This is a genomic window from Hyphomicrobiales bacterium, from assembly GCA_016125495.1.
GTDB lineage: Bacteria > Pseudomonadota > Alphaproteobacteria > Rhizobiales > RI-29 > RI-29.
In genome coordinates this window covers 102,782-125,905 of the sequence record WGLQ01000014.1, presented here as the reverse complement: position 1 = coordinate 125,905, position 23,124 = coordinate 102,782, and the positions used below count along the sequence as shown (strand labels likewise).

Annotated in this window: 14 protein-coding genes; 6 read left to right on the top strand and 8 right to left on the bottom strand. The window is 66.6% G+C overall.

Annotated features, from left to right (window positions below; translation table 11 throughout):
• Positions 1–24: 24 nt before the first annotated feature.
• Both GC150_11775 and GC150_11770 read right to left on the bottom strand, forming a co-directional pair.
• Complete coding sequence (locus GC150_11775; GenBank protein ID MBI1385579.1) at positions 25–1,251, bottom strand: hypothetical protein; 1,227 nt, start codon at positions 1,249–1,251, stop codon at positions 25–27.
• 70 nt (positions 1,252–1,321) lie between these two features.
• Positions 1,322–5,050, bottom strand: coding sequence for a vitamin B12-dependent ribonucleotide reductase (locus tag GC150_11770; protein ID MBI1385578.1), 3,729 nt, complete (start codon positions 5,048–5,050; stop codon positions 1,322–1,324).
• Between the two features lie 604 nt (positions 5,051–5,654).
• On the opposite strand from GC150_11770, the gene GC150_11765 reads away from it, so the two are divergent.
• The 3 genes from GC150_11765 (at position 5,655) to GC150_11755 (ending at position 7,762) form a co-directional block, all read left to right on the top strand.
• Positions 5,655–6,056 carry an NADH:ubiquinone oxidoreductase subunit NDUFA12 gene (locus GC150_11765; protein MBI1385577.1) on the top strand — a complete coding sequence of 134 codons (402 nt, stop codon included), beginning with the start codon at positions 5,655–5,657 and terminating at the stop codon, positions 6,054–6,056.
• Positions 6,057–6,125: 69 nt separating this feature from the next.
• A complete protein-coding gene (locus GC150_11760; protein ID MBI1385576.1) occupies positions 6,126–6,953 on the top strand; it encodes a methyltransferase domain-containing protein in 828 nt (275 codons plus the stop codon).
• Between the two features lie 254 nt (positions 6,954–7,207).
• Entirely contained in the window at positions 7,208–7,762 is a 555-nt protein-coding gene (locus tag GC150_11755; GenBank protein MBI1385575.1) for a DUF2155 domain-containing protein, read from the top strand.
• On the opposite strand, the gene GC150_11750 is transcribed toward GC150_11755, so the two are convergent.
• From GC150_11750 to GC150_11730, 5 genes are all read right to left on the bottom strand, one after another.
• Positions 7,754–8,488, bottom strand: a complete 735-nt coding sequence (locus tag GC150_11750; protein ID MBI1385574.1) for a leucyl/phenylalanyl-tRNA--protein transferase — start codon at positions 8,486–8,488, stop codon at positions 7,754–7,756. The genes GC150_11755 and GC150_11750 overlap by 9 nt on opposite strands.
• Positions 8,489–8,526: 38 nt before the next feature.
• Complete coding sequence (gene accC, locus GC150_11745; GenBank protein ID MBI1385573.1) at positions 8,527–9,882, bottom strand: acetyl-CoA carboxylase biotin carboxylase subunit; 1,356 nt, start codon at positions 9,880–9,882, stop codon at positions 8,527–8,529.
• Positions 9,883–9,901: 19 nt separating this feature from the next.
• Positions 9,902–10,363, bottom strand: a complete 462-nt coding sequence (gene accB / locus GC150_11740; GenBank protein MBI1385572.1) for an acetyl-CoA carboxylase biotin carboxyl carrier protein — start codon at positions 10,361–10,363, stop codon at positions 9,902–9,904.
• A gap of 198 nt (positions 10,364–10,561) precedes the next feature.
• Positions 10,562–11,425, bottom strand: a complete 864-nt coding sequence (locus GC150_11735) for a thioredoxin domain-containing protein (protein ID MBI1385571.1) — start codon at positions 11,423–11,425, stop codon at positions 10,562–10,564.
• Between the two features lie 245 nt (positions 11,426–11,670).
• Complete coding sequence (locus tag GC150_11730; GenBank protein ID MBI1385570.1) at positions 11,671–13,089, bottom strand: M48 family metalloprotease; 1,419 nt, start codon at positions 13,087–13,089, stop codon at positions 11,671–11,673.
• A 259-nt stretch (positions 13,090–13,348) separates the two neighbouring features.
• On the opposite strand from GC150_11730, the gene GC150_11725 reads away from it, so the two are divergent.
• Positions 13,349–14,524, top strand: coding sequence for an aminotransferase class I/II-fold pyridoxal phosphate-dependent enzyme (locus tag GC150_11725; protein ID MBI1385569.1), 1,176 nt, complete (start codon positions 13,349–13,351; stop codon positions 14,522–14,524).
• A 101-nt stretch (positions 14,525–14,625) separates the two neighbouring features.
• On the opposite strand, the gene GC150_11720 is transcribed toward GC150_11725, so the two are convergent.
• A complete protein-coding gene (locus GC150_11720; protein MBI1385568.1) occupies positions 14,626–17,976 on the bottom strand; it encodes an Rne/Rng family ribonuclease in 3,351 nt (1,116 codons plus the stop codon).
• An 807-nt stretch (positions 17,977–18,783) separates the two neighbouring features.
• On the opposite strand from GC150_11720, the gene GC150_11715 reads away from it, so the two are divergent.
• Together GC150_11715 and GC150_11710 are read left to right on the top strand one after the other, a co-directional pair.
• A complete protein-coding gene (locus tag GC150_11715) occupies positions 18,784–20,055 on the top strand; it encodes an AMIN domain-containing protein (protein MBI1385567.1) in 1,272 nt (423 codons plus the stop codon).
• A 407-nt stretch (positions 20,056–20,462) separates the two neighbouring features.
• A complete protein-coding gene (locus GC150_11710) occupies positions 20,463–22,952 on the top strand; it encodes a PBP1A family penicillin-binding protein (protein ID MBI1385566.1) in 2,490 nt (829 codons plus the stop codon).
• Positions 22,953–23,124: the final 172 nt, after the last annotated feature.

Here is a 23,124-nt window from a genome sequence, read left to right as displayed (position 1 = left end):
GAGCCAAGCGTCCGTGATGCGACACTAGGTTTTCGTCGTGGTGGTGTCGGCGAGGCGTTCGGAAAGCGAGCCGGCGGCGGCACGCTTCAGGCGGCCGAAAATCCCGTGCGCGAGCGAGGCAGCATCGAGTGGCGCCGCCAGCGAGGCCGCATCGATCGGTTCGGCGAGTGAGTCGGCATCGATCGGCTCCTCCTCGTCCGCCGTGTCGGCTGCGATTTCGGGGGTCGCATCGGCGCTGCTCTCGGCCGTTGCGGTGTCGAGCGTCGCGGCTTTCGAGGCCGGCTCGGCATCCGCGTTCGGTCCGGTGGAGATGGCGTCTTCATCCGCCCCGGATCGTTCGGCCGGTGCGCCTTGTGAACCATCTGCACCAGCCACACGACGCTCGAGTTCGAGAATCGTCTCCTCGTCGTCTCGGGCATTCCCGACGGCGGCCGGTTGTGTCGACCGTTTCGGCCCCGTCAGCTCGAGCATATGCTCGATGAATTGGCTCTCGGATGCCCAACGGGCACCATCGTTCCGGGCGTCGTCGTGGCGCCGGACCGGCGGCGGTGGCGAGGCGGTTGCGTCGACGGCACCGGAGCCCGCTTCTTTGGGTCGCGCGGCAACCGACTGCGATGGCCGCACGGCCGGTTGGGCGACGGTGACTTCGGGCGGGCGATGTGGTGTCGGAAGGTTCGACGAGGTCGCGGTCTCGAGCGATGCGACGAACGCATAATGCGCTTCGAGCGCGACGGTGAACGCCTCGGCGAGCCGGTCGAGATCGCCGAGGGTCACCCAGCCGGCAACCAACAGGTCGTCGGTTGCCGAGATCGAGGTTTCGTCGTCGAGGCTCAGCGTGTCGGCCGGCACCAGGGCACGGTCGATGAGATAGGGAAGCACCTGATCGCCGTCATCGAACATCTCGGCTTCGCGCTGGCCAAGTGCGACCATCGCGTCGTTGAGTGAGGCGGTGCCGGCAACGAAGAGGCCGGCCGTGGCGGGGCAGGTGCGGTCGAGCCGTTCGAGGCGCGCCGCCCAGTGGCGGGCCTGGCGCACCTTGGCCATGAGGCACATCTCGAGACCGCGCACGTCGTTGGTGAAGGAGCGGATGGCGGAGAGGCGGCCGAGAATGTCGCCCGTCGTCACATCGTCGGCGAGTGCGGCAAAATCCGCTCCGGTCTCGCGCATGGCGTCGGCGATGTCGCGGATGGAATCGAGATGATCGAGGAGTACGTTGACCGCGACTTCCAGATCCTTGTGCCTGCCGAACATGTGCAACCTTCCGTGTCCCCGGGTACGCGATGGCGGGCCGGCGGCGCCCTGCGGCGCCGCCGGACAATGATCAGCTGCAGCCCGTGGTGGTGCCGCAGGTGTCGCACTTGAGGCAGGTGCCGTTGCGCACCAGCGTGAAGTTGCCGCACTCGCGACAGTTTTCGCCCTCGTAGCCGCGCACCCGAGCGGCCGCCCGGCGTTCGGCGTCGCTCTCGATGGCGAGAGCTGTGGCCCCGAGGGTGAATGTGCCACCGCCGTGGTCGTGCGAGCCCGTGTGGCGAGCGACCTCCTTGGTGACGGACACCGAACGCGTCGTCGAGGAGACCGCCGCGGCCGATCCGTGGCCGCCCGGAATGACGGCCGTCGTCACTTGCTCCGTCTCACCCGTGATGACCACGAGCCGATTGCCGAGCGAGCCCCTCATGAGGCCGCGCGAAACCAGGCGGTCGGCCTGCACGGCTGGCGCGACACGCTCGTCCTCGGGGCCCTCGCCACCGAGCACGGTGCTGCCGAGTTCGCTCGGCTCGACATGCGCAAGGTCGCTGCGGCCGAGGTAGGAGACGGCCAGTTCGCGGAAGATATAGTCGAGGATGGACGTCGCGTTCTTTATCGTCTCGTTGCCCTGCACGAGCCCGGCCGGTTCGAAGCGCGTGAAGGTGAACGCGTCGACGTACTCCTCCAGCGGTACGCCGTACTGCAGGCCGAGGCTGATCGCGATGGCGAAGTTGTTCATCAGCGAGCGGAAGGCGGCGCCTTCCTTGTGCATGTCGATGAAGATTTCCCCGATCCGCCCGTCCTCGTACTCCCCGGTGCGCAGATAGACCTTGTGACCGCCGACGGTGGCCTTCTGCGTGTAGCCCTTGCGGCGGTCCGGCATCTTCTCGCGCGAGGCCTTTTCTCGCACGCGCTCGATGACCCGCTCGACGATCCGCTCGGCGGCAAGGCTCGCGCGCAGCATGGCCGGCTGATCGCTCGCCAGACGCTCCAGCATCTCCTCCTCGTCGTCCTGGTCATCGGCGATGAGCGCCGAGGAGAGCGGCTGCGACAGTTTCGAGCCGTCGCGGTAGAGCGCGTTGGCCTTGATCCCGAGCTGCCAGGACAGAAGATAAGCGTTCTTGCAGTCCTCGACGGTTGCCGAAGTCGGCATGTTGATGGTCTTGGAGATGGCGCCGGAGATGAACGGCTGAGCCGCGGCCATCATGCGGATGTGGCTCTCGACGGAGAGGAAACGCTTGCCCGTGCGCCCACAGGGATTGGCGCAATCGAACACCGCGAGATGTTCGGACTTCAGGCCCGGTGCGCCTTCGAGCGTCATGGTGCCGCAGCAATGCGCGTTCGCGGCGGCGATTTCCTTCTTCGTGAAACCGATCTCGGCGAGGAGATCGAAATCGCGCGCGCCGAGGCGCTCCTCCTCGATGCCGAGGGTTTCAATGCAGAAGGCATCGCCCAGGGTCCAGCGGTTGAAGGCGAACTTGATGTCGAACGCCGAGACCAGTGTGCCTTCGACGGCGGCAATAGCGGCATCGGTGAAGCCCTTGGCGCGCAGGGCCTTGTGGTTGACGCCCGGGGCATTCTCGAGGCTGCCGCTGCCGACCGCGTAATCGATCATGCGGCGGATTTGCTCTTCACCGTAGCCGAGCCGGGCGAGTGCCTCCGGCACCGCCTGGTTGATGATCTTGAAATAGCCTCCGCCCGCGAGCTTCTTGAACTTCACCAGCGCGAAGTCCGGTTCGATGCCCGTCGTGTCGCAGTCCATGACGAGACCGATCGTGCCCGTCGGGGCGATCACGGTCGTCTGGGCGTTGCGGTAGCCGTTCTCCTGACCGAGTTCGATGGCCCGATCCCACGCCCGGCAGGCGGCGGCGACGAGACCGCGCTCCGGGCAGTTTGCCTGATCGAGCGGCACGGGTCTGGTGTTGAGGCGCTCGTAACCCTCCTCGTGCCCGTAAGCCGCATGGCGGTGGTTGCGGATGACGCGGAGCATGTCGGCGGCATTCTCGCCATAACCGGGGAAGGCTCCGAGCTCGCCGGCCATCTCGGCCGACGTCGTATAGGCGACGCCGGTCATGAGCGCGGTGATGGCGCCGGCGAGCGCACGCCCCTCGGGCGAGTCGTAGGGAATGCCCGAGGCCATCAGCAGCCCACCGATGTTGGCGTAGCCGAGCCCGAGGGTCCGGTATCGGTAGCTCAGCTCGGCGATCTGGCGGGAGGGAAACTGCGCCATCGTCACCGAGATTTCGAGCACGCACGTCCAGATCCGCACCGCATGCTCGAAGCTGGCGATGTCGAAGGCCTTCTTTTCATCCCGGAAACGCATCAGGTTGAGCGAAGCGAGATTGCAGGCCGTGTCGTCGAGGAACATGTACTCCGAGCACGGGTTCGAGGCGCGGATCGGACCCGACTTGGGGCAGGTGTGCCAGTCGTTGATCGTCGTGTGGAACTGGATGCCCGGATCGGCGCAAGCCCAGGCCGCATAGCTGATCTGGTCCCAGAGCGCGCGCGCGCTGAGCGACTTGACGACCTTGCCCGTGGTGCGTGCCGTCAGCTCCCATTTGCCGTCCCCCTCGACCGCCGCGAGGAACTCGTCGGTGACCCTCACCGAGTTGTTGGAATTCTGGCCGGAGACGGTGAGGTAGGCCTCGCTGTCCCAGTCCGTATCGTAGGTCTCGAAGGTGATGTCGGTGAAGCCCTGGCGCGCGAACTGGATGACGCGCTGGACGTAGCCGTCCGGCACGTGCGCCTTGCGCGCGGCGCGGATCTCGCGCTTGAGTGCCGGGTTCTTGGCGGGGTCGAAGCAGTCTTCGCCGTCGGCCTCGCAGTTGACGCAGGCGCGCAGCACCGCCTTGAGGTGGTCGGCACAGGCCCGCGAGCCCGCGACCAGCGCCGCGACCTTCTGTTCCTCCTTCACCTTCCAGGAGATGTACTCCTCGATGTCGGGATGGTCGACGTCCACCACCACCATCTTGGCCGCGCGACGTGTCGTGCCGCCCGATTTGATGGCGCCGGCCGCGCGATCGCCGATCTTGAGGAAGCTCATCAATCCGGATGATTTTCCGCCGCCGCCGAGAGACTCGTTGACGCCGCGCAGGCTCGAGAAGTTCGAGCCGGTGCCCGAGCCGTATTTGAACAGCCGCGCCTCGCGCATCCAAAGGTCCATGATGCCGTTCTCGTTGACGAGGTCGTCGTTCACGGACTGGATGAAGCAGGCGTGCGGCTGGGGATGCTCATAGGCGCTCGCCGAGCGGGTGAGTTCGCCGGTCGCGTGGTCGACGTAGAAGTGCCCCTGGCTCGGACCGTCGATGCCATAGGCCCAGTGCAGCCCGGTGTTGAACCACTGCGGGCTGTTCGGAGCGACCATCTGCATGGCCAGCATGTAGCGGTTCTCGTCGAAGAAGGCTTGCGCGTCCTCCTCGCTCGAGAAATAACCTCCCTTCCAGCCCCAATAGGTCCAGGTGCCGGCCAACCGGTCGAAGACCTGGCGGGAATCCGTCTCGCCGGTACGCCGTGCGCTGGTCGGCAGGATGGAGAGTGCGTTCTCGTCGGGCACGCTGCGCCAGAGCCAGGAAGGAACCGAAGTCTCTTCGACCCGCTTGAGGCGCGCGGGCACACCCGCTTTGCGGAAGTACTTCTGCGCGAGGATGTCGGTTGCCACCTGGCTCCAGTGCGCCGGGACGTCGAAGTCCTTGAGCTGGAAGACGACGGAGCCGTCGGGATTCTTGATCTCGCTCGTCGCCTTGCGGAAACGAATGTCGGCATAGGCCGACTGGCCTGCTTTCGTGAACAGCCGCGTAAAGCGCATGTCTGACGTCCCCCGTGCTGCCAGGCGCGCTCATTCTGTCCCTCGCGCGCAGGGCCTGTTTCAGGTGTGCTTGTTTTTTGAGTTCCCGGGCCCTGCCGGGGGCGGACGCGACGCAACTGACCAGAACATGGCCCCGGGGTCGATGAGACCCCGGGGCTGGGTACACGGGTGAGCAAACAGCGACAGACGCTTGCCTGCTGGTACGCAGCAGTTCGGAGATGGAAGACCTCCAGAGGTGTTCCTCCAGGGTCGGGGATCGCCGGATGGGTGCAGGCATGGTGGCCATCCGGTGACGAATTCAAGGTATCGCGATTCGATGGGCCGCGATAGCACCGGAAACTACATCTAGTATGCGTTGGTGGCGCAACCACTAGGTGTTGGGCGTGCAATTCGAGCTTTGGGATATCGTGTTGACGGCGTGTGGACAAGGCCGGCGGGCAGCTGGAGCCCTGGCCAGTGGTTGCTCCAACTCGATCGGCGCTCGCCGTCGTTTGTGCCCACGAATCCGCCTTTTGGCCTTGTAGGCACCTCTCTCGCGGGTCGTATGGACAGGTCCACGCCCACGGTGCGATAGAAAGCCACCGAAGATTGCCAGGAGGGACCGATGGGGGTTTTTCGCGAATTGTTCGCGTGGTGGACGGGCAACACCGTGGCACTTCGATTGCAGACCGCACGCAACGGCGAGTTCGTCGGCGAGGATGATCTCGGCAATCGCTACTACCGCCAGCGCCGCGGCGTCGGCCCCCTCGGCAAGCCGCGCCGCTGGGTGATCTACAAGGATATCGCCGAAGCCTCGCTCGTACCGCCCGAATGGCACGGCTGGCTGCACCACACCGTCGACACGCCGCCGACGGAAGAAGACGTCAAGCCGCGGCGCTGGGAAAAGCCGCACCGCCCGAACCTCACGGGCACGCCACAGGCCTACCGGCCGCGCGGCAGTATCCTCGGTGACGAGGCACCGGCCGAGCCCGCCGCCCCGGGCTACCGGGCCTGGAAGCCGGAGTAGGGCCGCGTCGTCGAGCCCCATCGTCGCGGCTCGCATAGCCGTGGCAAGGGGCGCGGGAAGGGAGTTGGCATGACGGCGTCGGGGCAGGATCGCAAGGGAGCGGTGGATCGGCAGGCAAGCGCCGGCAAGGCGGGCCTCTTTCACCAGGCGGGCGGCCAGACCTGGTCGGCCGAGGGCTACGCCGCGAACGGGCGCTTCGTCGCCGACCTTACGGAGGGCGTGCTCGCTTGGCTCGAGGCCAAGCCCGGAGAGCGCATCCTCGACCTCGGTTGCGGCGATGGCGCGCTGACCGAGCGGCTCGTGCTGAGTGGCGCCGATGTCGTCGGTGTCGACGCTAGCCGGGAGTTACTGGCGGCGGCCGAGGCCCGCGGCCTGCGGGTTCTTCATCGCGACGCGCGTGCCCTCGGATTCGACGCCGAGTTCGAAGCGGTCTTTTCCAACGCCGTGTTGCACTGGGTGCTGCCACCCGAGGACGCCGTTCGCGAGATCCACGCGGCCTTGAAGCCCGGCGGGCGCTTCGTCGCCGAATTCGGTGGTCACGGCAACGTCGCGGCCATCGTGACCGCGATGCGGGCCGCCGCACGGCTTCTCGGCGGGGATGAGACGCTGGCGGGGCCCTGGTTCTTTCCGACCCCCGCCGAATACACCGCGATGCTCGAGGCGGCCGGTTTCGCTGTCGAGCGCTGTGGGCTCTTTGCCCGGCCGACACCACTCCCGACTGGCCTCGAGGGCTGGCTCGGAACCTTCAGGAAGCCGTTCTTCGATCAGTTCGACGGGCCCCATCGCCAAGAGGCTCTCGCCATCGTCGAAGCGCTGCTGGCGCCGTCGCTGCGCGACCGTGAGGGACGTTGGACGGCCGACTACATGCGAATCCGGGTGTCCGCCCGACGCATCTGAACCGCTGGGGCGTGGTGGCCCGATTGGCGCCCATTTCGTGTCGTCGAATGCAGGCTCGGCGTCGCTGGTTCGCATTCGCGGGTCATGGTGTGTGAACGCATGCCAGGCGGATGCCACGAGACACTGGACAATATGACGCGAACGAAGCATCCCCAACGGGCGGGGAGCCGCTCCGGAACGGTCACGCGTGGCGCGAGGCGACGGGTGTGCAAGCCTCGCCATACCGTTCGCATCGAGCCGCGGGGTTGATGGTCATGACGAGAGCGATGCGCCATTGGCCATGGGTGGCCACATTCGGGGCAGTGGTGATCCTCGCCCCCGATGGCGAGCTCGTCGCCGGCCGCCAGCAGAACCCCATCGCCGTATTCTCGGCACTCGACAAGGTCACGGCCCGTATCTCGCGCCTCGAAATCCCGATCGACCAGACGGCGGAGTTCGGTGCCCTCAAGATCACACCGCGGGTCTGTTACACGCGTGAGCCGACCGAGCCGCCGAATACGACCTCGTTCGTCGAGGTCGACGAGATCAAGCTCGACAAGACCGAGGAGCGGATCTTCGCGGGCTGGATGTTCGCCGAAAGTCCCGGCATCAACGGGGTCGAGCACTCCGTGTTCGATGTCTGGCTCACGGGCTGCGCGACGCAATTCCAGCCGGTCGCCGACAACCGGCCACGGGAGACGCTTCTCGCCGTCAAGAGCGAGGAAGGCATGCCACTTCCGGTGCGCAAGTCGTTCCCCGGTGAGAGCATCGAGGATGCCGAGAGCAGCGCCGATCAGGCGACGCCGCGCCGGCGACGCACCTTACGCTGACGTGTCCGGCGTGGCCGGACGGGACGGCTTGGCAAGCAGTCGCGCGCGCGTGGCCGCGTAGGCATCGACGATCGCGAGCACCGTCTCGCCGTCGGTTGCTCCCGGTAGGCGCAGGAAGTCGCTGTCGTCACGCGCCACTGCGCTTTCGAGAAATCCCATGAACCGCTGGCGCGGGACTTCGCGCACGCCGAATTGCATGAGGTGCTCGGTGATGAACTGGGTGTCGAGCAGCGTGTAGCCACCGGCCACGAGTCGCGCGACGAGGTGGACGAAGGCGACCTTGCTGGCATCGCGCTCGACCGAGAACATGCTTTCGCCGAAGAACACGCCGCCGAGCGAGACGCCGTAGAGCCCGCCGACGAGCCGGTCCTCGAGGTAGACCTCGACCGTATGGCAATTGCCGAGCTTGAAGAGTTCGCCGAAGAGTTGGCGGATGGCGGTATTGATCCATGTCGTCGGACGCTCGAGCCCGCCGCCGGCGCAACCATCGATCGTGCTCGCGAAGTCCCGGTCGACGCGCACCGTGAATCGGTCCTGGCGAACGGTCCGCCGCAACCGGCGCGGCACATGCAACTCTTCGAGGAACAGGACGCCCCGGTAACGCGGCTCGATCCAGAGCAGATTCGGATCGTCCGCGCTCTCGGCCATCGGAAAGATGCCGCGCTTGTAGAGGTCGAGGACGAGGCGGGGCGTGATGTCGAGGAGGATGTCGTTCTTCGCGCTCAAGTGGGCGGATCCCCATTGCAACGGTCGGCGTGGCGCCGTTAATCGCTGGGCGCCTCCTGCCCGGCCAGATACTTCTCCAGCCAATGGATATCATAGACGCCGTTGGCGATGTCCGGTTCGCGGATGAGGCGGTTGAACAGCGGGATCGTGGTTTCGATGCCGTCGATCACGAACTCGCCGAGCGCGCGCTTGAGGCGCATGAGGCACTCGTTGCGGTTCTTGCCGTGCACGATCAGCTTGCCGATCAGGCTGTCGTAGTAGGGTGGGATCGAATAGCCCTGATAGACGCCCGAGTCGACCCGCACGCCGAGCCCGCCCGGCGGATGGAAATAGGAGATCTTGCCCGGTGAGGGGGCGAAGGTGCGCGGGTTCTCGGCGTTGATCCGGCATTCGATGGCGTGGCCGGCGAAGGTGACATCCTCCTGACGGAAGCTGAGGCCGCCGCCGGCCGCGATGCGCAGTTGCTCGATCACGAGGTCGAGCCCGGTGATCATCTCGGTCACCGGGTGCTCGACCTGGAGACGGGTATTCATCTCGATGAAATAAAACGATCCGTTCTCATAGAGGAATTCGACCGTGCCCACTCCGCGATAGCCGAGTTCCCCGATCGCCGTTGCGACGGTGTTGCCGATCCGGCGGCGTTCATGATCGTTGAGCGCGGGCGAGAGGGCCTCCTCCCAAACCTTCTGGTGGCGCCGCTGAAGCGAGCAGTCGCGCTCGCCGAGGTGCACTCCGGCTCCTTCGCCATCGCCGATCACCTGGATTTCGATGTGACGCGGCTTTTCGAGGTATTTCTCGAGGTAGACGGAATCGTCGCCGAACGCGGCCTTGGCCTCACTGCGCGCGGTCGATACGGCGACGGCGAGTTCGCTGGCCGTGCGGGCGACCTTCATGCCACGCCCGCCACCGCCGGCGGCCGCCTTGACGAGCACCGGATAGCCGATTTCACTCGCGGCGAGGCGCGCCTCGCGTTCGTTCGTCACCGCACCCTTCGAGCCCGGCACCACCGGAATGCCGAGCCGCTCGGCCGTCGCCTTGGCCTCGATCTTGTCGCCCATGATCCGGATGTGCTCGGAGGTCGGGCCGATGAAGGTGATGCCGTGGTCCTCGAGGATTTCGGCAAAGCGTGCGTTCTCGGATAGAAAGCCGTAGCCAGGATGGACCGCGTCCGCGCCGGTGATCTCGCAGGCCGCCACCAACGACGGAATGTTGAGATAGCTGCCGCTCGCCGAGGGCGGCCCGATGCACACGCTCTCGTCGGCGAGGCGAACGTGCATGGCGTCGGCATCCGCCGTCGAGTGCACCGCAACCGTGCGGACACCAAGTTCCTTGCAGGCGCGTTGCACCCGCAGCGCGATCTCGCCGCGGTTCGCGATGAGCACCTTGTCGAACATCGCCGGGCCCTTCGCTGCGCTACTCGATCACGACAAGAGGCTCGCCGTATTCGACGGGCTGGCCATCCTGCACCAGGATTGCGGTGATTCGCCCGGCCCGGGGTGCCGGAATATGGTTCATCGTCTTCATGGCCTCGACGATGAGGATCGTCTGGCCCTGACTGACCTGCTGGCCGACCGCCACGAAAGCCGGGGCACCGGGTTCTGGCGCAAGATAGACGGTGCCAACCATCGGGCTCGGCACCGCGCCGACCGTGCTCGCAGTCCCTTCACCGGTCTTGACCGGCGTTGCCACCGACGCCGCTGCCGCCACCCCGAGCGGGGCCGCCATGCCGGCATGGGCCAGGACCTGGACATTTCGGGCAACGCGAACGCGAAACCCCTCCCGCTCGATCTCGATTTCGGTGAGCCCGGTTTCGCCCAGCAGCTCCGCCAATTCGCGGATCAGCTCTGCCTCGGTCTTGTGTTTGTCTTTGGACATCGCCTCTCGGCCCGCTCCCCGTCGCCGTTCCGCCTTCCTGGTGCGCCACCGGGGCCGCGTTGGCAAGTCGATCCCGCCGCGTGCGTGCAAGGTCGTGCACAACGTGTGAATGGCGTCCGCCCAGCGGCGGGCGCCCATCGGCCCATCCGCTCGCCGCCGGCAGCGACGGCGAGGGCGGCGCGACAACCGGTGGCCCGATCAGCAGACCTTGCAGCCGCCGGATTGACGCACCTCTGCAACACGCTCGGTCAGCTGTTCGAAAAGGTCCTCGGGCGCTCCTGGGATGACCTTGTCGCCGACGAAAAAGTGCGGAGTGCCGCGGATTCCCATGGCCTCGGCGAGCTGTTGGACGCGTTGGATCTCGGAGGTCACATCCGCCGAAGTCAAGTCGGCATTGTAGCGCGCCATATCGAGGCCGATCTCGCTGGCGATCTGCAGGGCCTTGGCGGCATTGGCGCGACCGGGCTTGTTGTAGAGCGCGGCGTGCATTTCCCAATACTTGTCCTGCTTGGCGGCGGCGAGGGCGGCGCGGGCCGCCGCCTCACTGTCCTCGCCGAAGATCGGGAACTCCTTGAAGACGACGCGCACGTTCTTGTCCGATTCGATCAGCTTGCCGATGCCATCGAGCGCGCGCTTGCAGAAGCCGCAGTTGTAATCGAAGAATTCGACGACGGTCACGTCGCCCTTCACGGCCCCGAGGGTCGGCGCCGTGGTGCTGCGAAAGAGCGTTTCGCTCTGCGTGGCCAGGACCACCCGCATCTGCTCCTCGCGCCGCGCCTCCATCTTCGATTCGAACGCGTTCTGCATCTCGAGCAGGATTTCGGGGTTGTCGAGCAGGTAGCGGCGCACGACCGCCTCGATGTCGCTCTTTTGGGCATCGTTGATGGTCGCAAGACGCAACGGCTGGTCCGTGCCATCGCTCGCGGCGCCAGCGCCGGCCTCGGCGGTCGCGGCCGGGGCGGAGGTCGTCGCGCCAGTCGCGAGCGTCGCGGTGTTGGCCGTCTGTCCTCCGGACTTGCCGAGCGGTGTCAGGGCGACGAGGCCGCCGGTGACCGCGAGCATTGCTGCCACGGGAATAAGGACGCGCGCAAAGGAGTCACCCGATGGCTGCGTACTCTTTTCGTTTGAAGGCATCTGAGTTGTCCCTTTCTCGAGGCTCTATTGGTCGGACGAGAGCGTGGGGTCGCGCCCTCGCAACAGCTTCGCGTTGGTCACGCCCGCGCCCGGCTGAGCGGTGGGATGGCCGGACATGGTGAAAGATCGCGTGGCGATCGCCGCCACGTGGCACGCGCTTGCCGATCCCACTCCTAACGCTGAAACTTTATGATGTCGTCAGCCTTGATCCAACTTGGTGTTCCCTGACGGAATTGTGCTTGAGCGCGCTCGGCAAAGCGCTTGGCCTCGCCGAGGTTGCCCTCGAAGAAGTGTGCTTGAGCCGAAGCGAGGTAGGCATCGCCCTCCCGCCCGCTTTGCCAGTAGGCGGTGGCGAGCTGGCGGTAGCCCGCCGAATTCTCTTCGCTCGTCAGCGCCTTGCGCAGCATGGCTATGGCCTCGTCGACGACCGAGCGATCGTTCATCGAAATCAGCGCCTGTGCGAGCCGGATGCGGATGAGATCGCCGTCGCCCGCCAGCGTGAGCGCCTTGCGCAGCGGTCCGACCGCTTCAGCCGCGCGTCCGCTACGCAGCAGGAGTTCGCCTTTGAGTTCGTGGAAATAGGGGTAATCCGGCTTGGCGGCGATGAGCCGCTCCACGCGAGGCAACGCGCTCTCGATACCCGAGCCGAAAAAGCTCGCGATGGCCCGCGCGTATTGCGCGGGCAGGCTGTTGTCGCTCTCGGGAAAGCGATTGAAAACGGTCTGCGGGCGCTCGAGATAGCCGGAGAGCTTGGCCCGCATGAGATCGTGGCGCAGTTGGAGCGACGGCGCATCGCGCTCGTCGAAATGCGGACTGCGGGAGGCGAGGTTGCGCAGCTGGGCGATGCGCTGTTGCGGCATCGGGTGGCTGCGCACATAGGGGTCCTGGAGCTGGGCCGAAAAGAGTTCCTGCTGCGCGAAGCGCTCGAAGGTCGACAGCATGCCCCGGGCCGACTGGCGCGTAGCATTGAGATAGGAGATCGCTGCCTGATCCGCCGCCGATTCGTGGACCCGGCGATAGGTCAGGATGCCGCGCTGCACCGCCGTGCCAGAGGCCCCGAGGATGGTCTGGCCGACGCCGCCCGCGATCTCGCCAATGTCCTTGTCGCCCGAGGCCGCACCTGCCGCCATGGCCGCGATGCCCAGGGCCTGCATGAGCATGAGGCGGGTCGAATCACGTTTGATCTTGGCGCGGATATCCGCGAGGTGGCCGCCCGCGATGTGGCCGGCCTCGTGCGCGATGACCCCGATCACCTCGTTCGGCGTGTCGGACTGCATCAATGTGCCGGTATTCATGAAGACGTTGCGGCCGTCGAGGACGAAGGCATTGAAGCTGTTGTCCTTGACGATGCGCATCGTGACGCGTCCGCCGCCGAGGCCCGCGGCACGGAAGATCGGTGCCGAATAGTCGCTGAGCAGTTGCTCGAGTTCGGTATCGCGCACGAAGCTGAGGCGCTGGGCCTGTGCCGAGGCGCTCTCGAGCACAATCGATACGACGGCGAGCGCCAACACCGCCAAGCGTTGCGCACCGGTTCGCCAGTCACGTCGCAGGCGCTCACCCGAGAGGCCGGGAGCGTTGGGATATCTGCGCATCATCTCGAGCATGGGACCGCCTTTCGCAGACGAGACATAGGCGAATTGGCCGCATATTCCAATCGTCGTCGCCGGATTCGGGCGAGGTCGACGCACGACGACTTGTCGCGCCGGCGCGATGGATGAGGACTATTGTCCCATTTTGGGCGATACGGTGACCGAACGACGAACGGCCCCCGTGAGAGTGGTCATTGGGCTTGCGGTCAGGGGTTTCGGGTCGCCACGCATCATCGGATGACGAGAGCGAAAGGACGTACGCATGGTCGATGGCGGATTGATCCGGGCCCTCTCGTTGCGTGGCGATGTCGAGCCGTTCCACGTCATGGAGCTGATGCGCGAGGCCAACCGTCTCGAGGCATCGGGCCGGCGCATCCTGCACATGGAGATCGGCCAGCCCGGCACCAAGGCGCCGCGGCTCGCTCTCGAGGCCGCGAGAGAGGCTCTGGAGCGCGATCGGATCGGCTATACGGATGCGCTCGGCCTGGGGGCGCTGCGCGAAGGCATCGCCCGGCTCTATGCCGACTGGTACGGGCTCGATGTGGGGCCCGAGCGGATCGTCGTGACGACAGGCTCGTCCGCCGGGTTCCTGTTGAGTTTCCTGGCGCTGTTCGATCAGGGGGCGCGTGTCGCCCTCACCTCGCCCGGCTATCCCTGCTATCGCCAGATCGTCGCCGCGCTCGGCCTCGAGCCGGTGCTGCTTTCGATCGGGCCGCAGGAGCGCTGGGTCCCGTCGCCCGACATGCTCGCACGCGAGGCCGATCGCCGGGGCCTTGCCGGTCTCCTCGTAGCATCGCCGGCCAATCCGACCGGCACGATGCTGCGACCCGACGAACTGAAGGCGCTGGTCGGCTGCTGCGAGGAACGCTCGATCGACTACATCTCGGACGAGATCTATCACGGGCTGACCTATGACGCTCCCGCCAGCAGCGCTCTCGCGTTCAGTGATCGGGTGGTGGTGGTCAACAGCTTCTCGAAGTATTTTTCCATGACCGGCTGGCGGCTCGGCTGGCTGGTGGTGCCACGGCAGGCGGTTGGCCGTTTCGAGCGTCTCCAGCAGCACTTTTTCATCTCGCCGCCGACGATCTCGCAATTCGCCGCACTCGGCGCGCTCTCGGCCCGCGACGAACTGGAGGCGAACCGAGCGCTCTATGCTGGCAACCGGGCGCTTCTGACGGCCGCGCTGGCCGAGGCTGGACTGAGCGGCATCGCTCCCGCCGACGGCGCCTTTTATCTCTATGCCGATACGTCCGAGGTCGACGACGACAGCGACCGCTTCGCCCGGCGGTTGCTGCACGAGGCGGGCATCGCGATCACGCCCGGCGTCGATTTCGACGCCGCGCGGGGGCGCAGCTTCGTACGCTTCTCCTATGCCGGATCACGCGATGCGGTCACGGAGGGCAGCGAGAGGCTGGTCACGTTTCTGAAGCGCTACTGAGACCCGCCCCGAAGGACGGCAGGGCAGGAACGAGCGTCCCTGTCTTGCCGGTTGGAGCTGGTCGGCGGACCGCGGCGGTCCGCCTCTCGCTGGTCCGCGGGTCAGTCCCGACCGAGCGCCGTCTGCCACCACCCTCGGCGCTTCGGGCGATCCGGCTCCTGCGGCGCGGCTGGCTTTGCCGGCTCCGGCGCAGCGGGTTTCGCGATCTCCGGCGCGCCGGTGCGCGCTTGCGCTGACGGTTCCTCGATCTCCGCTCGCTCACGCTCGGGGGCCGGCTGGCTCGGCGGCTCGCTGCGATCTCCCGCGTTCTCGACGCCAGGATCGATCGGAGCCGTCCGCGCATGGGATTTTGGCGCATCCGCCGCTTCGGCCTCGTCGCCGAGGGGCGGCAACGGTTCGTCGTCCGGCAGCGTGATGACCGACACGTGGGCGAAGGGATCGAACCGCTCGCCGGTCGCTGGAGCCCCCGTCGATGCGTCGCCTTCATCGTCGGGTCGAACATCGATCGGCCGATCGCCGGAGCCCGACTCGTCCGGTCGGTCCGGGGCCGCGCCCGCGGTCACCTCACCGTTGCCGCGCCGGTTCTTGCGACCGCCACGCTTGCCCCGCCGGCGGGAGCGCTTGCGCGCCTCGTCACCGTTGCCGGCGGTCTCGTCATCCCCGCGCTCGCTCTCCTCGAGCCCGCCATTGGCGCTGTCGTCCTCTTCGTCGTCGCCATCGGCTTCGGCCTCGAACTCGCGGTCCTGCGGGCTGCCGGTGCCGGCGGGTTTGCGGGCCTCGAGTGCGCTGCCCTCGTCCCGCTCGTCACGCCCCCCGCGCCGGCGGCGGCGGCGGCGCTTGGAGCGGCGTTCCTCGGCCTCGTCCTCGTCCTCGCCGCTGGTCCGCACCTCCGGCTTGGTCGGGGTTTCCTCCGCCTCATCTTCGATTTCGTCCTCCGGCAGGTCGTCGACGAAGGCGCTGTGCATCTTGATGGCGGTATCACGGGCCGGTGCGGGACGCGCGGTGCCCTTGATCTGGTCGATGCGGAAGTTGGCGCCCTGCAACCGATCGTCGGCCTGAACCAGGATCGAGACACCGTAGCGGGCCTCGATCTCGCGGATGAAGTCGCGTTTGTGGTTGAGGATGTAGAGCGAGGCTTCGGCGGTGCAGACCGCGATGAGATCGCAGAGCGTCTGGCCGATCAAAGCCTCCTCGAGGCCGCGCAGGACCGCGAGCGCAACCGATTCGACCGAACGGATCACGCCCGTGCCGAGACAGTGCGGGCACTGCGTCGTCGAACCTTCGACGACGCCCGGCCGGAGCCGCTGGCGCGACATCTCGAGCAGCCCGAATCCGCTGATCTTGCCGACCTGGATGCGCGCCCGATCGTCCTTGAGGCATTCCTTGAAGCGGCGCTCGACGAGCCGGTTGTTGCGCCGCTCCTCCATGTCGATGAAGTCGATCACGATGAGCCCGGCGAGGTCGCGAAGACGCAGTTGACGCGCGACTTCGGCGGCCGCCTCGAGGTTGGTGGCGAGCGCCGTCTCCTCGATCGAATGCTCGCGCGTGGACTTGCCGGAGTTGACGTCGACCGAGACGAGCGCCTCGGTCTGGTTGAGCACGATGTAACCGCCCGACTTCAAGGTGACGACCGGATTGAACATGGCGTTCAACTGGCGCTCGATCTTGTAGCGGGTGAACAGTGGCTCGGGATCGCGGTAGAGTTTGACGTTCTTGGCATGACTGGGGGTCAGCATGCGCATGAAGTCCTTGGCTTCGCGGTAGCCGTCCTCGCCAGCGACGATAATCTCCTCGACCTCCTTGGAATAGAGATCGCGGATCGAGCGCTTGATGAGGTTACCTTCCTCGTAGACCAGCGAGGGAGCGTTGGACTTCAGGGTGAGGTCGCGGACGTTTTCCCAGAGGCGCAGCAGGTATTCGTAGTCGCGCTTGAGTTCCGCCTTCGTGCGGCTCGCGCCGGCCGTGCGGATGATGAGGCCCATGCCCTCCGGAACCTCGAGTTCGGAGGCGATCTCGCGCAGCCGCTTGCGGTCGGCCTGGTTGGTGATCTTGCGCGAGATGCCGCCGCCCCGCGGCGTGTTGGGCATCAGTACGCAGTAGCGACCGGCGAGCGAAAGATAGGTGGTGAGCGCGGCGCCCTTGTTGCCGCGTTCCTCCTTGACGACCTGGACCAGGACGATCTGGCGGCGGCGGATGACTTCCTGGATGCGGTACTGCCGGCGCAGCTTGGGCATGCGCCGTGGCACTTCCTCGAGTGCATCCTCCTGGCCGACGTCCTCGATCTGGTCCTCGCGGTCGGCGTCCTCGTCGCCCTCGTCGTCATTGCGCCGACGGCCTCGCGCGGGGCGCTCACGGCGGGGCGCGGCCGCGTCGTCCTCTGCTCTGCCGGCCTCCGGCTGGTCGCCTTCGGCGCGCCTTGCGCCGCCATTGTCGCCCGTGCGCGAGCGCACGCGGCGGCGGCGCGAGCGCCGGTGCCGGCGGCCGAGACCGTCGCCATTGCCGGCCTCTCCACCTTCTGCGCGATCGACGTCCAGCGATCCCTCGTTGCCGTCCGCATCTGCGTCGGCATCGCCGATCGGACCTTCGCTGCCCTGCTGGCCCACGCTCGCCGGGGCTTCAGCGGACGGCTGCGGCACCATCGGGTGCATCGGCGCCGTATAGAAGCCGAGGAAGGCGCTCGCCGTGGCCGCGCCGGCCTGCCCGGGCTCGCTCGTGCTGGTGCTGGCCGTATTCTCCTGCAGCGTCGTGCCTTCGTCCCCGGAGTGCTCCTCGCTGATCACCGGGTCATCGAGCCCGCTGCTCTCGAGCATTTCGCGGGGCTTGCCGTCGGCGTCGTCGTCCGCCGGCTCGTCGGCATCTTCATTGGCATCGTCGCCGGTCGCAGCGTCCCCGTCGTCATCGGATGACGACTCGAGCGTTTCGCCATCGGCCTCGTCGCTGTCCGCCCGCAGTTCGTCGTCGCCCTCGTCCGGGTCGCCGTCGCCATTCCTATCATCGGCATCGAAGGCCGCTTCGCCGTCGGCGTCGTCATCGTCCGAGGCGCGGGCGACGTTCGGGCCGTCCTCGTCGTCGCGGCCGGAACCGCCACCGCTCCTGCGGCGCTCGCCGCCCTGGCGTGAGACGGCGCGCTCTTCCCCATCACGTTCGGCGCGTTGCTCGGCGGCCTCTTCGGCCAGCAGCGCCTGCCGGTCCGCGACCGGAATCTGGTAGTAGTCGGGGTGGATTTCGTTGAACGCCAGGAAGCCATGGCGGTTCCCGCCATAGTCCACGAACGCCGCCTGGAGGGACGGCTCGACGCGCGTCACCTTGGCGAGAAAGATGTTGCCGCGAAGTGGCTTGCGGCTAGCTGATTCGTAGTCGAACTCCTCCACGCGATCGCCGCGCAGTACGACCACCCGGGTTTCTTCCGGGTGCGCGGCGTCGATGAGCATCTTGTTGTTGTTGTCGGCCATGTTGTGCGGTCCCTGGCGCACCGGCATGGGCCCCGATCCGTGGGCTGCAAGCAGTTGGGGAAGGGGCGCCGATCGCGCCGAATTGAGGCCTCGCCCGTCCGACCGAGCCGACCGCGAAAGCCGCGACGCACGAGTGGCGTCGGCCATCGCTGGCGGTCGCGCCCATCGTCCGACCGACATTTGTCGGAACGGTTGACATGGCGGCCGTGAAGCGGGTTCGAGGCGTTTCCAAAGTTGTTTCTCGATGCGGGAGAGCCCCGCCTGTTCTTGCCGACGCAGAGCCGGCGTGTTGGGTTCGCGGATCGGCGCCGCCTGCGCGATGCCGGGCTGCCGGTCTCCCGGAGGCGATGGCAGTTGGAGCGGCCACCGCGTTCACTCACATCGGCACGATCGTCGCCGAAATGTCACCCGGCCGGCGATGCGCAACCGCACCGCAGGCTCCAGCGGAATCTGGCTCGGGGCATGCGCCGAAAACCTGCTCGGCGGGACGTACCGTCTTGAATCCGAATGTGCCGGCCCGATCCGACCCTTCGCGCGGCAACGGTGCCATTCGCCAAGCGCGGTCCGAACCCACGTTCGATGTCATACGTGCTCGCCGCCGGCCTTGCAAGCGGCACGCCCGCGGCAGCGCCGATTCGGCGCCTGCCATCATCGGTTAACCGGTTCGTGTTGAAGAATCGCTTAAGAACATCACCGCGACAATGCCATTTTGTTGGGCGAGCCACAGGAACGCCGCCGTCCGGCGCGGTGGGGGCATCGGCGGTGCCGTGTCGGGACGCACGGCAGATCGAGGAGGAGGTCGGCGGCATGGCGAAGGACACGCGGGTGGGACGGGGCTGGTCGACCGCATCCGCGGTCTGGTCCTCGTGGATGACGTGCGTGGTACTCGCGATGCTCGTGTCGACGGTGGGCGGGGCATTCGCCCGTGATGTCACATCGCGCAACGCCAAACTGACCAGCGACGGAACCCTCACGCGCTTTTCGATCGATTTCAGCGAGGAAGTGGATTTCGAGGTCTTCACGCTCGACAACCCCTACCGCGTCATCGTCGATCTGCCCGAGGTCGAGTTCACACTCCCGGACGCGATCGGCAACAAGGGGAGCGGCTTGGTCTCGGCGTTCCGCTATGGTCTATTTGCGCCCGGCAAGGCGCGCATCGTCATCGACGTGACCGGACCTGTGCGCATCGAGGCGGCACGTCTCGATCAATTGCGTGAGGGCGAGGCCCGCCAGCTCGTCGTCGATCTGGTCACAACGGATCAGGCGTCGTTCGATGCCGAGGTGCAGAAGCGCCGCGACCGCGAAAAGCTGGAGGCCTCGCTGCGGGCGCCGCGACCCGTGGAGGTGACCCCCGGCATGCTGGCGCGGCGCGCGGGCCGTAATGTCATCGTTGTGGATGCCGGTCATGGCGGCATCGATACCGGGGCGAAGTCGGCGAGCGGGACGCGCGAAAAGGACGTGCTGCTGGCGGTCGCACTGGCGTTGCGCGAAGAGCTGTCCAAGCGGCCCAACTATCATATCGTGCTAACCCGCGACACCGACGTCTTCATTCCTCTGCGCCGGCGCGTCGAGATCGCACGCGAGAACGGCGCACTCCTCTTCATCTCCGTTCACGCCGATTCCCTGCCGGCCCGCTATGCCCAGAGCGTGCGGGGGGCAACCGTCTACACGCTCTCGGACAAGGGATCGGACGCGCTCGCCGACGAGTTCGCGCGGCGTGAGAACAAGTCGGACGTGGTGGCAGGCGTCGAGGTCGAGGAAGATCAGGACGAACTGGCCGACATCCTCTTCGACCTGGCGAGGCGCGAGGCCGAGGTCCGCTCCCGCAGCTTCGCCGAGGTGGTGCTCGGCAAACTCCACGGGAAGACGGCGCTCAATCAGAGGCCGCACCGCTCGGCCGGGTTTCGCGTGCTGAAGTCCCGCGAGGTGCCGGCGGTGCTGATCGAACTCGGCTACATCACGAACCGCAAGGACGAGAGCGAATTGCTCTCGCCGGAGTGGCGGGCGCGCGTTTCGGCCGCGATCGCCAGCTCCGTCGACGCCTACTTCGGCAAGAAATTCGCGCGCTTTCCGTTCTGACTCCATGGGCTGCAGGGCGCCATGGGGACTGGCGGCAGGGTGGCGACCTGCGGCGGACGGGTGACGTGGGTCGCTCTCGCCCGTCCAATCCGGATTGGAAGCCGGGCACCCGGTCGTAGGGAACGGGCATTGGTTCACACGCGGGCTGGCCGTTACCTGCCGTCGTGGCACGGGTCTCGCGAACGACGTGCAATTGTGATATCGGCTGATCGATGGTGCATCCGTGCGACAGGGATGCCATGGGTTTGCCAGGATCGAGTCGTCTCACTCGGTGACGGGGCGGCACGGCACAGGACTTGCTCGACCGCCGGCTTTGCGGCGCCAGCGGACCAACCGGAACGCCGCTTGGTCCGAGCCCACGACGAACACGTGTTTCCAGGACGAAAGAGCGCAATCAGCCGATGACCATGAACCCGGCCATACTGCCTCCGAAGGTACAGAAAAAGAAGCGGCGCAAGAGCCTCCTGCTCGGCTTCTTCGGCTTCCTGTTCACCGTCGGATTCTTCGGTTTCGTGGCGGCCGCCTCGGTTGTCGGTATCGTGTTCTGGCAGATCACGCAGGACCTGCCGAACTACGAAGTGCTGCGGCGTTACGAGCCGCCGGTGATGACACGCATCCACGCGAGCGATGGCAGCCTGATCGGCGAATATGCCCGCGAGCGACGCATCTTCGTACCCATCAACGCCATTCCCGAACAGGTGCGCCAGGCGTTCCTGTCGGCGGAGGACAAGAACTTCTACGAGCACAACGGCATCGATCCGGCGGGCATCGCGCGCGCCGTCGCCGTCGCGTTCAAGGGCGGGCGTCTGACCGGCGCCTCGACCATCACGCAGCAGGTGGCCAAGAACTTCCTCCTGACCAACGAGCGCAGCTTCGAGCGTAAGATCAAGGAAGCCATTCTCGCGCTCAAGATGGAGCACGCGTTCGACAAGGACTACATCCTCGAACTCTACCTCAACGAGATCTACATGGGCGGGCCGCAGATCCACGGCGTGGCGGCGGCCGGGCTCTATTATTTCAATCGCGAGTTGCGCGACCTGAGCCTTGCGCAGGCGGCCTTCCTGGCCGGTTTGCCGAAGGGTGCCAACAACTACCATCCGATCCGCAAGCGCGATGCCGCGATCATCCGGCGGAACTACGTGCTGGGCCGCATGCTGGCGGACGGGTTCATCACCAAGGAGCAGCACGACGAGGCGGCGGCCGATCCGCTCGACGTGAGCTTTCGGCCGCTCGGGACCTGGCTTCCGGGTTCGGAGTATTTCGCCGAGGAGGTGCGCAAGCAACTCGTCGACATCTACACCGACGCCGGTCTCTACGGGGGCGGTCTTTCGGTCAGGACCGCGCTCGATCCGGTCCTCCAGCAGATGGCCAAGCTCGCACTCGTCGAGGGGCTCGTTCGGTACGACCGCCGCCAGGGCTGGCGCGGTGTGCATGCCAGCATCGATGCTTCGGGGGATTGGGGGGCGACGCTCGCCGCCGTCGAAGCGCCCGAGAACATCGACCCTTGGCGGCTCGCCGTGGTTCTCGACGTCGGCCGTGATGTGGCGGAACTCGGTCTCGAGCCGACAAGAGACCCGAACGGGGCTTTGATGGCCGATCGCACCACTGGCCGGTTGCGCCTTCAGAGTGCGGCCTGGGCCAAGCCGCCCAAGTCTCAGGGGCTCGCCGGGCTGCTCAAGGTCGGTGACGTCATTTTCGTTCGCCCCGTCGATGGCCAGCAGGGCAATTGGGAACTCATGCAGCGCCCCGAAGTGCAGGGCGGCATGGTCGTCATGGACCCCCACACGGGGCGCGTGCGCGCGCTCGTCGGCGGTTTTTCCTTCGAGCGCAACAAGGACGAGTTCAACCGGGCCGTCCAGGCTCGCCGCCAGCCGGGATCGTCCTTCAAGCCGTTCGTCTACGCGGCGGCGCTCGACAATGGGTACACACCGTCGTCGATCATCCTCGATGCTCCGATCACCATCGAGCAGGGCAACGGACAGGACGACTGGAAGCCGGAGAACTACTCCAGGAACTTCGGTGGCCCCTCCACGTTGCGCACGGGCATCGAGCTGTCGCGCAACCTCATGACCGTGCGCCTCGCGCGTGACGTCGGAATGCCAATCATCACCGATTACGCGCGACGCTTCGGGATCTACGACAACCTGCTTCCCGTGCTTTCCATGTCGCTCGGCGCCGGTGAGACCACGCTTTTGCGTATGACCGCCGGCTACGCCATGCTCGCCAACGGAGGCAAGCGCATCGAGCCGACGCTCATCGACCGTATCCAGGACCGTCGTGGACGCACGGTTTGGCGGCACGACCGGCGCGCCTGCGGCAACTGCAACTTCGAGAGCTGGGCGAATCAGCCCGAACCCGAGCTGGCCGATGCCCGGCGCCAGATCGTCGACCCACACACCGCCTATCAAATGACCCTGATGCTGGAGGGCGTCGTGGAGCGCGGCACGGGGCAGCGGGTGAAAGCCGTCGGCAAGCCGCTCGCCGGCAAGACGGGCACCACGAACGACGAAAAGGACGCTTGGTTCGTCGGCTTCTCGCCCGACCTCGTGGTGGGCGTCTATATCGGCTTCGACACGCCGCGCCCGATGGGCAAGGGTGAAACCGGTGGTTCGATCTCGTCGCCGGTCTTCCGTGATTTCATGCAGCTTGCCCTGGCCAATCAGCCAGCGATTCCGTTCCGTTCGCCACCGGGCGTCAAGATGATCCGTGTCAATCGCAAGACCGGCCTGAGGACCAGTGCCTCCGACCCCGATGCGATCCTCGAGGCCTTCAAGCCCGAAGACGAGCCGGCCGATACCTACAACGAGTACTTCGGGACCGATTCGGGTGGTGGTAACGGCGTCGGCGGCATCTGGGGGGCACAGCCGTCCTTCGGCGCCGGACGCGGCCTCTATTGACGCCAGCGCCGGTGCTTGCATCCGCTCGAGGGCGTTCGCATATTCGTTGCGACCCTCAGCGGGGCTCGTGGCGGGCCTCTTCGGTCTTTCGCCGGGCTGGCAATATCGGCTAACGATACCCGTTGCGGCGCCGATGACCCGGGCGGAACCCGGTCATCGGATCGGCCGCTTT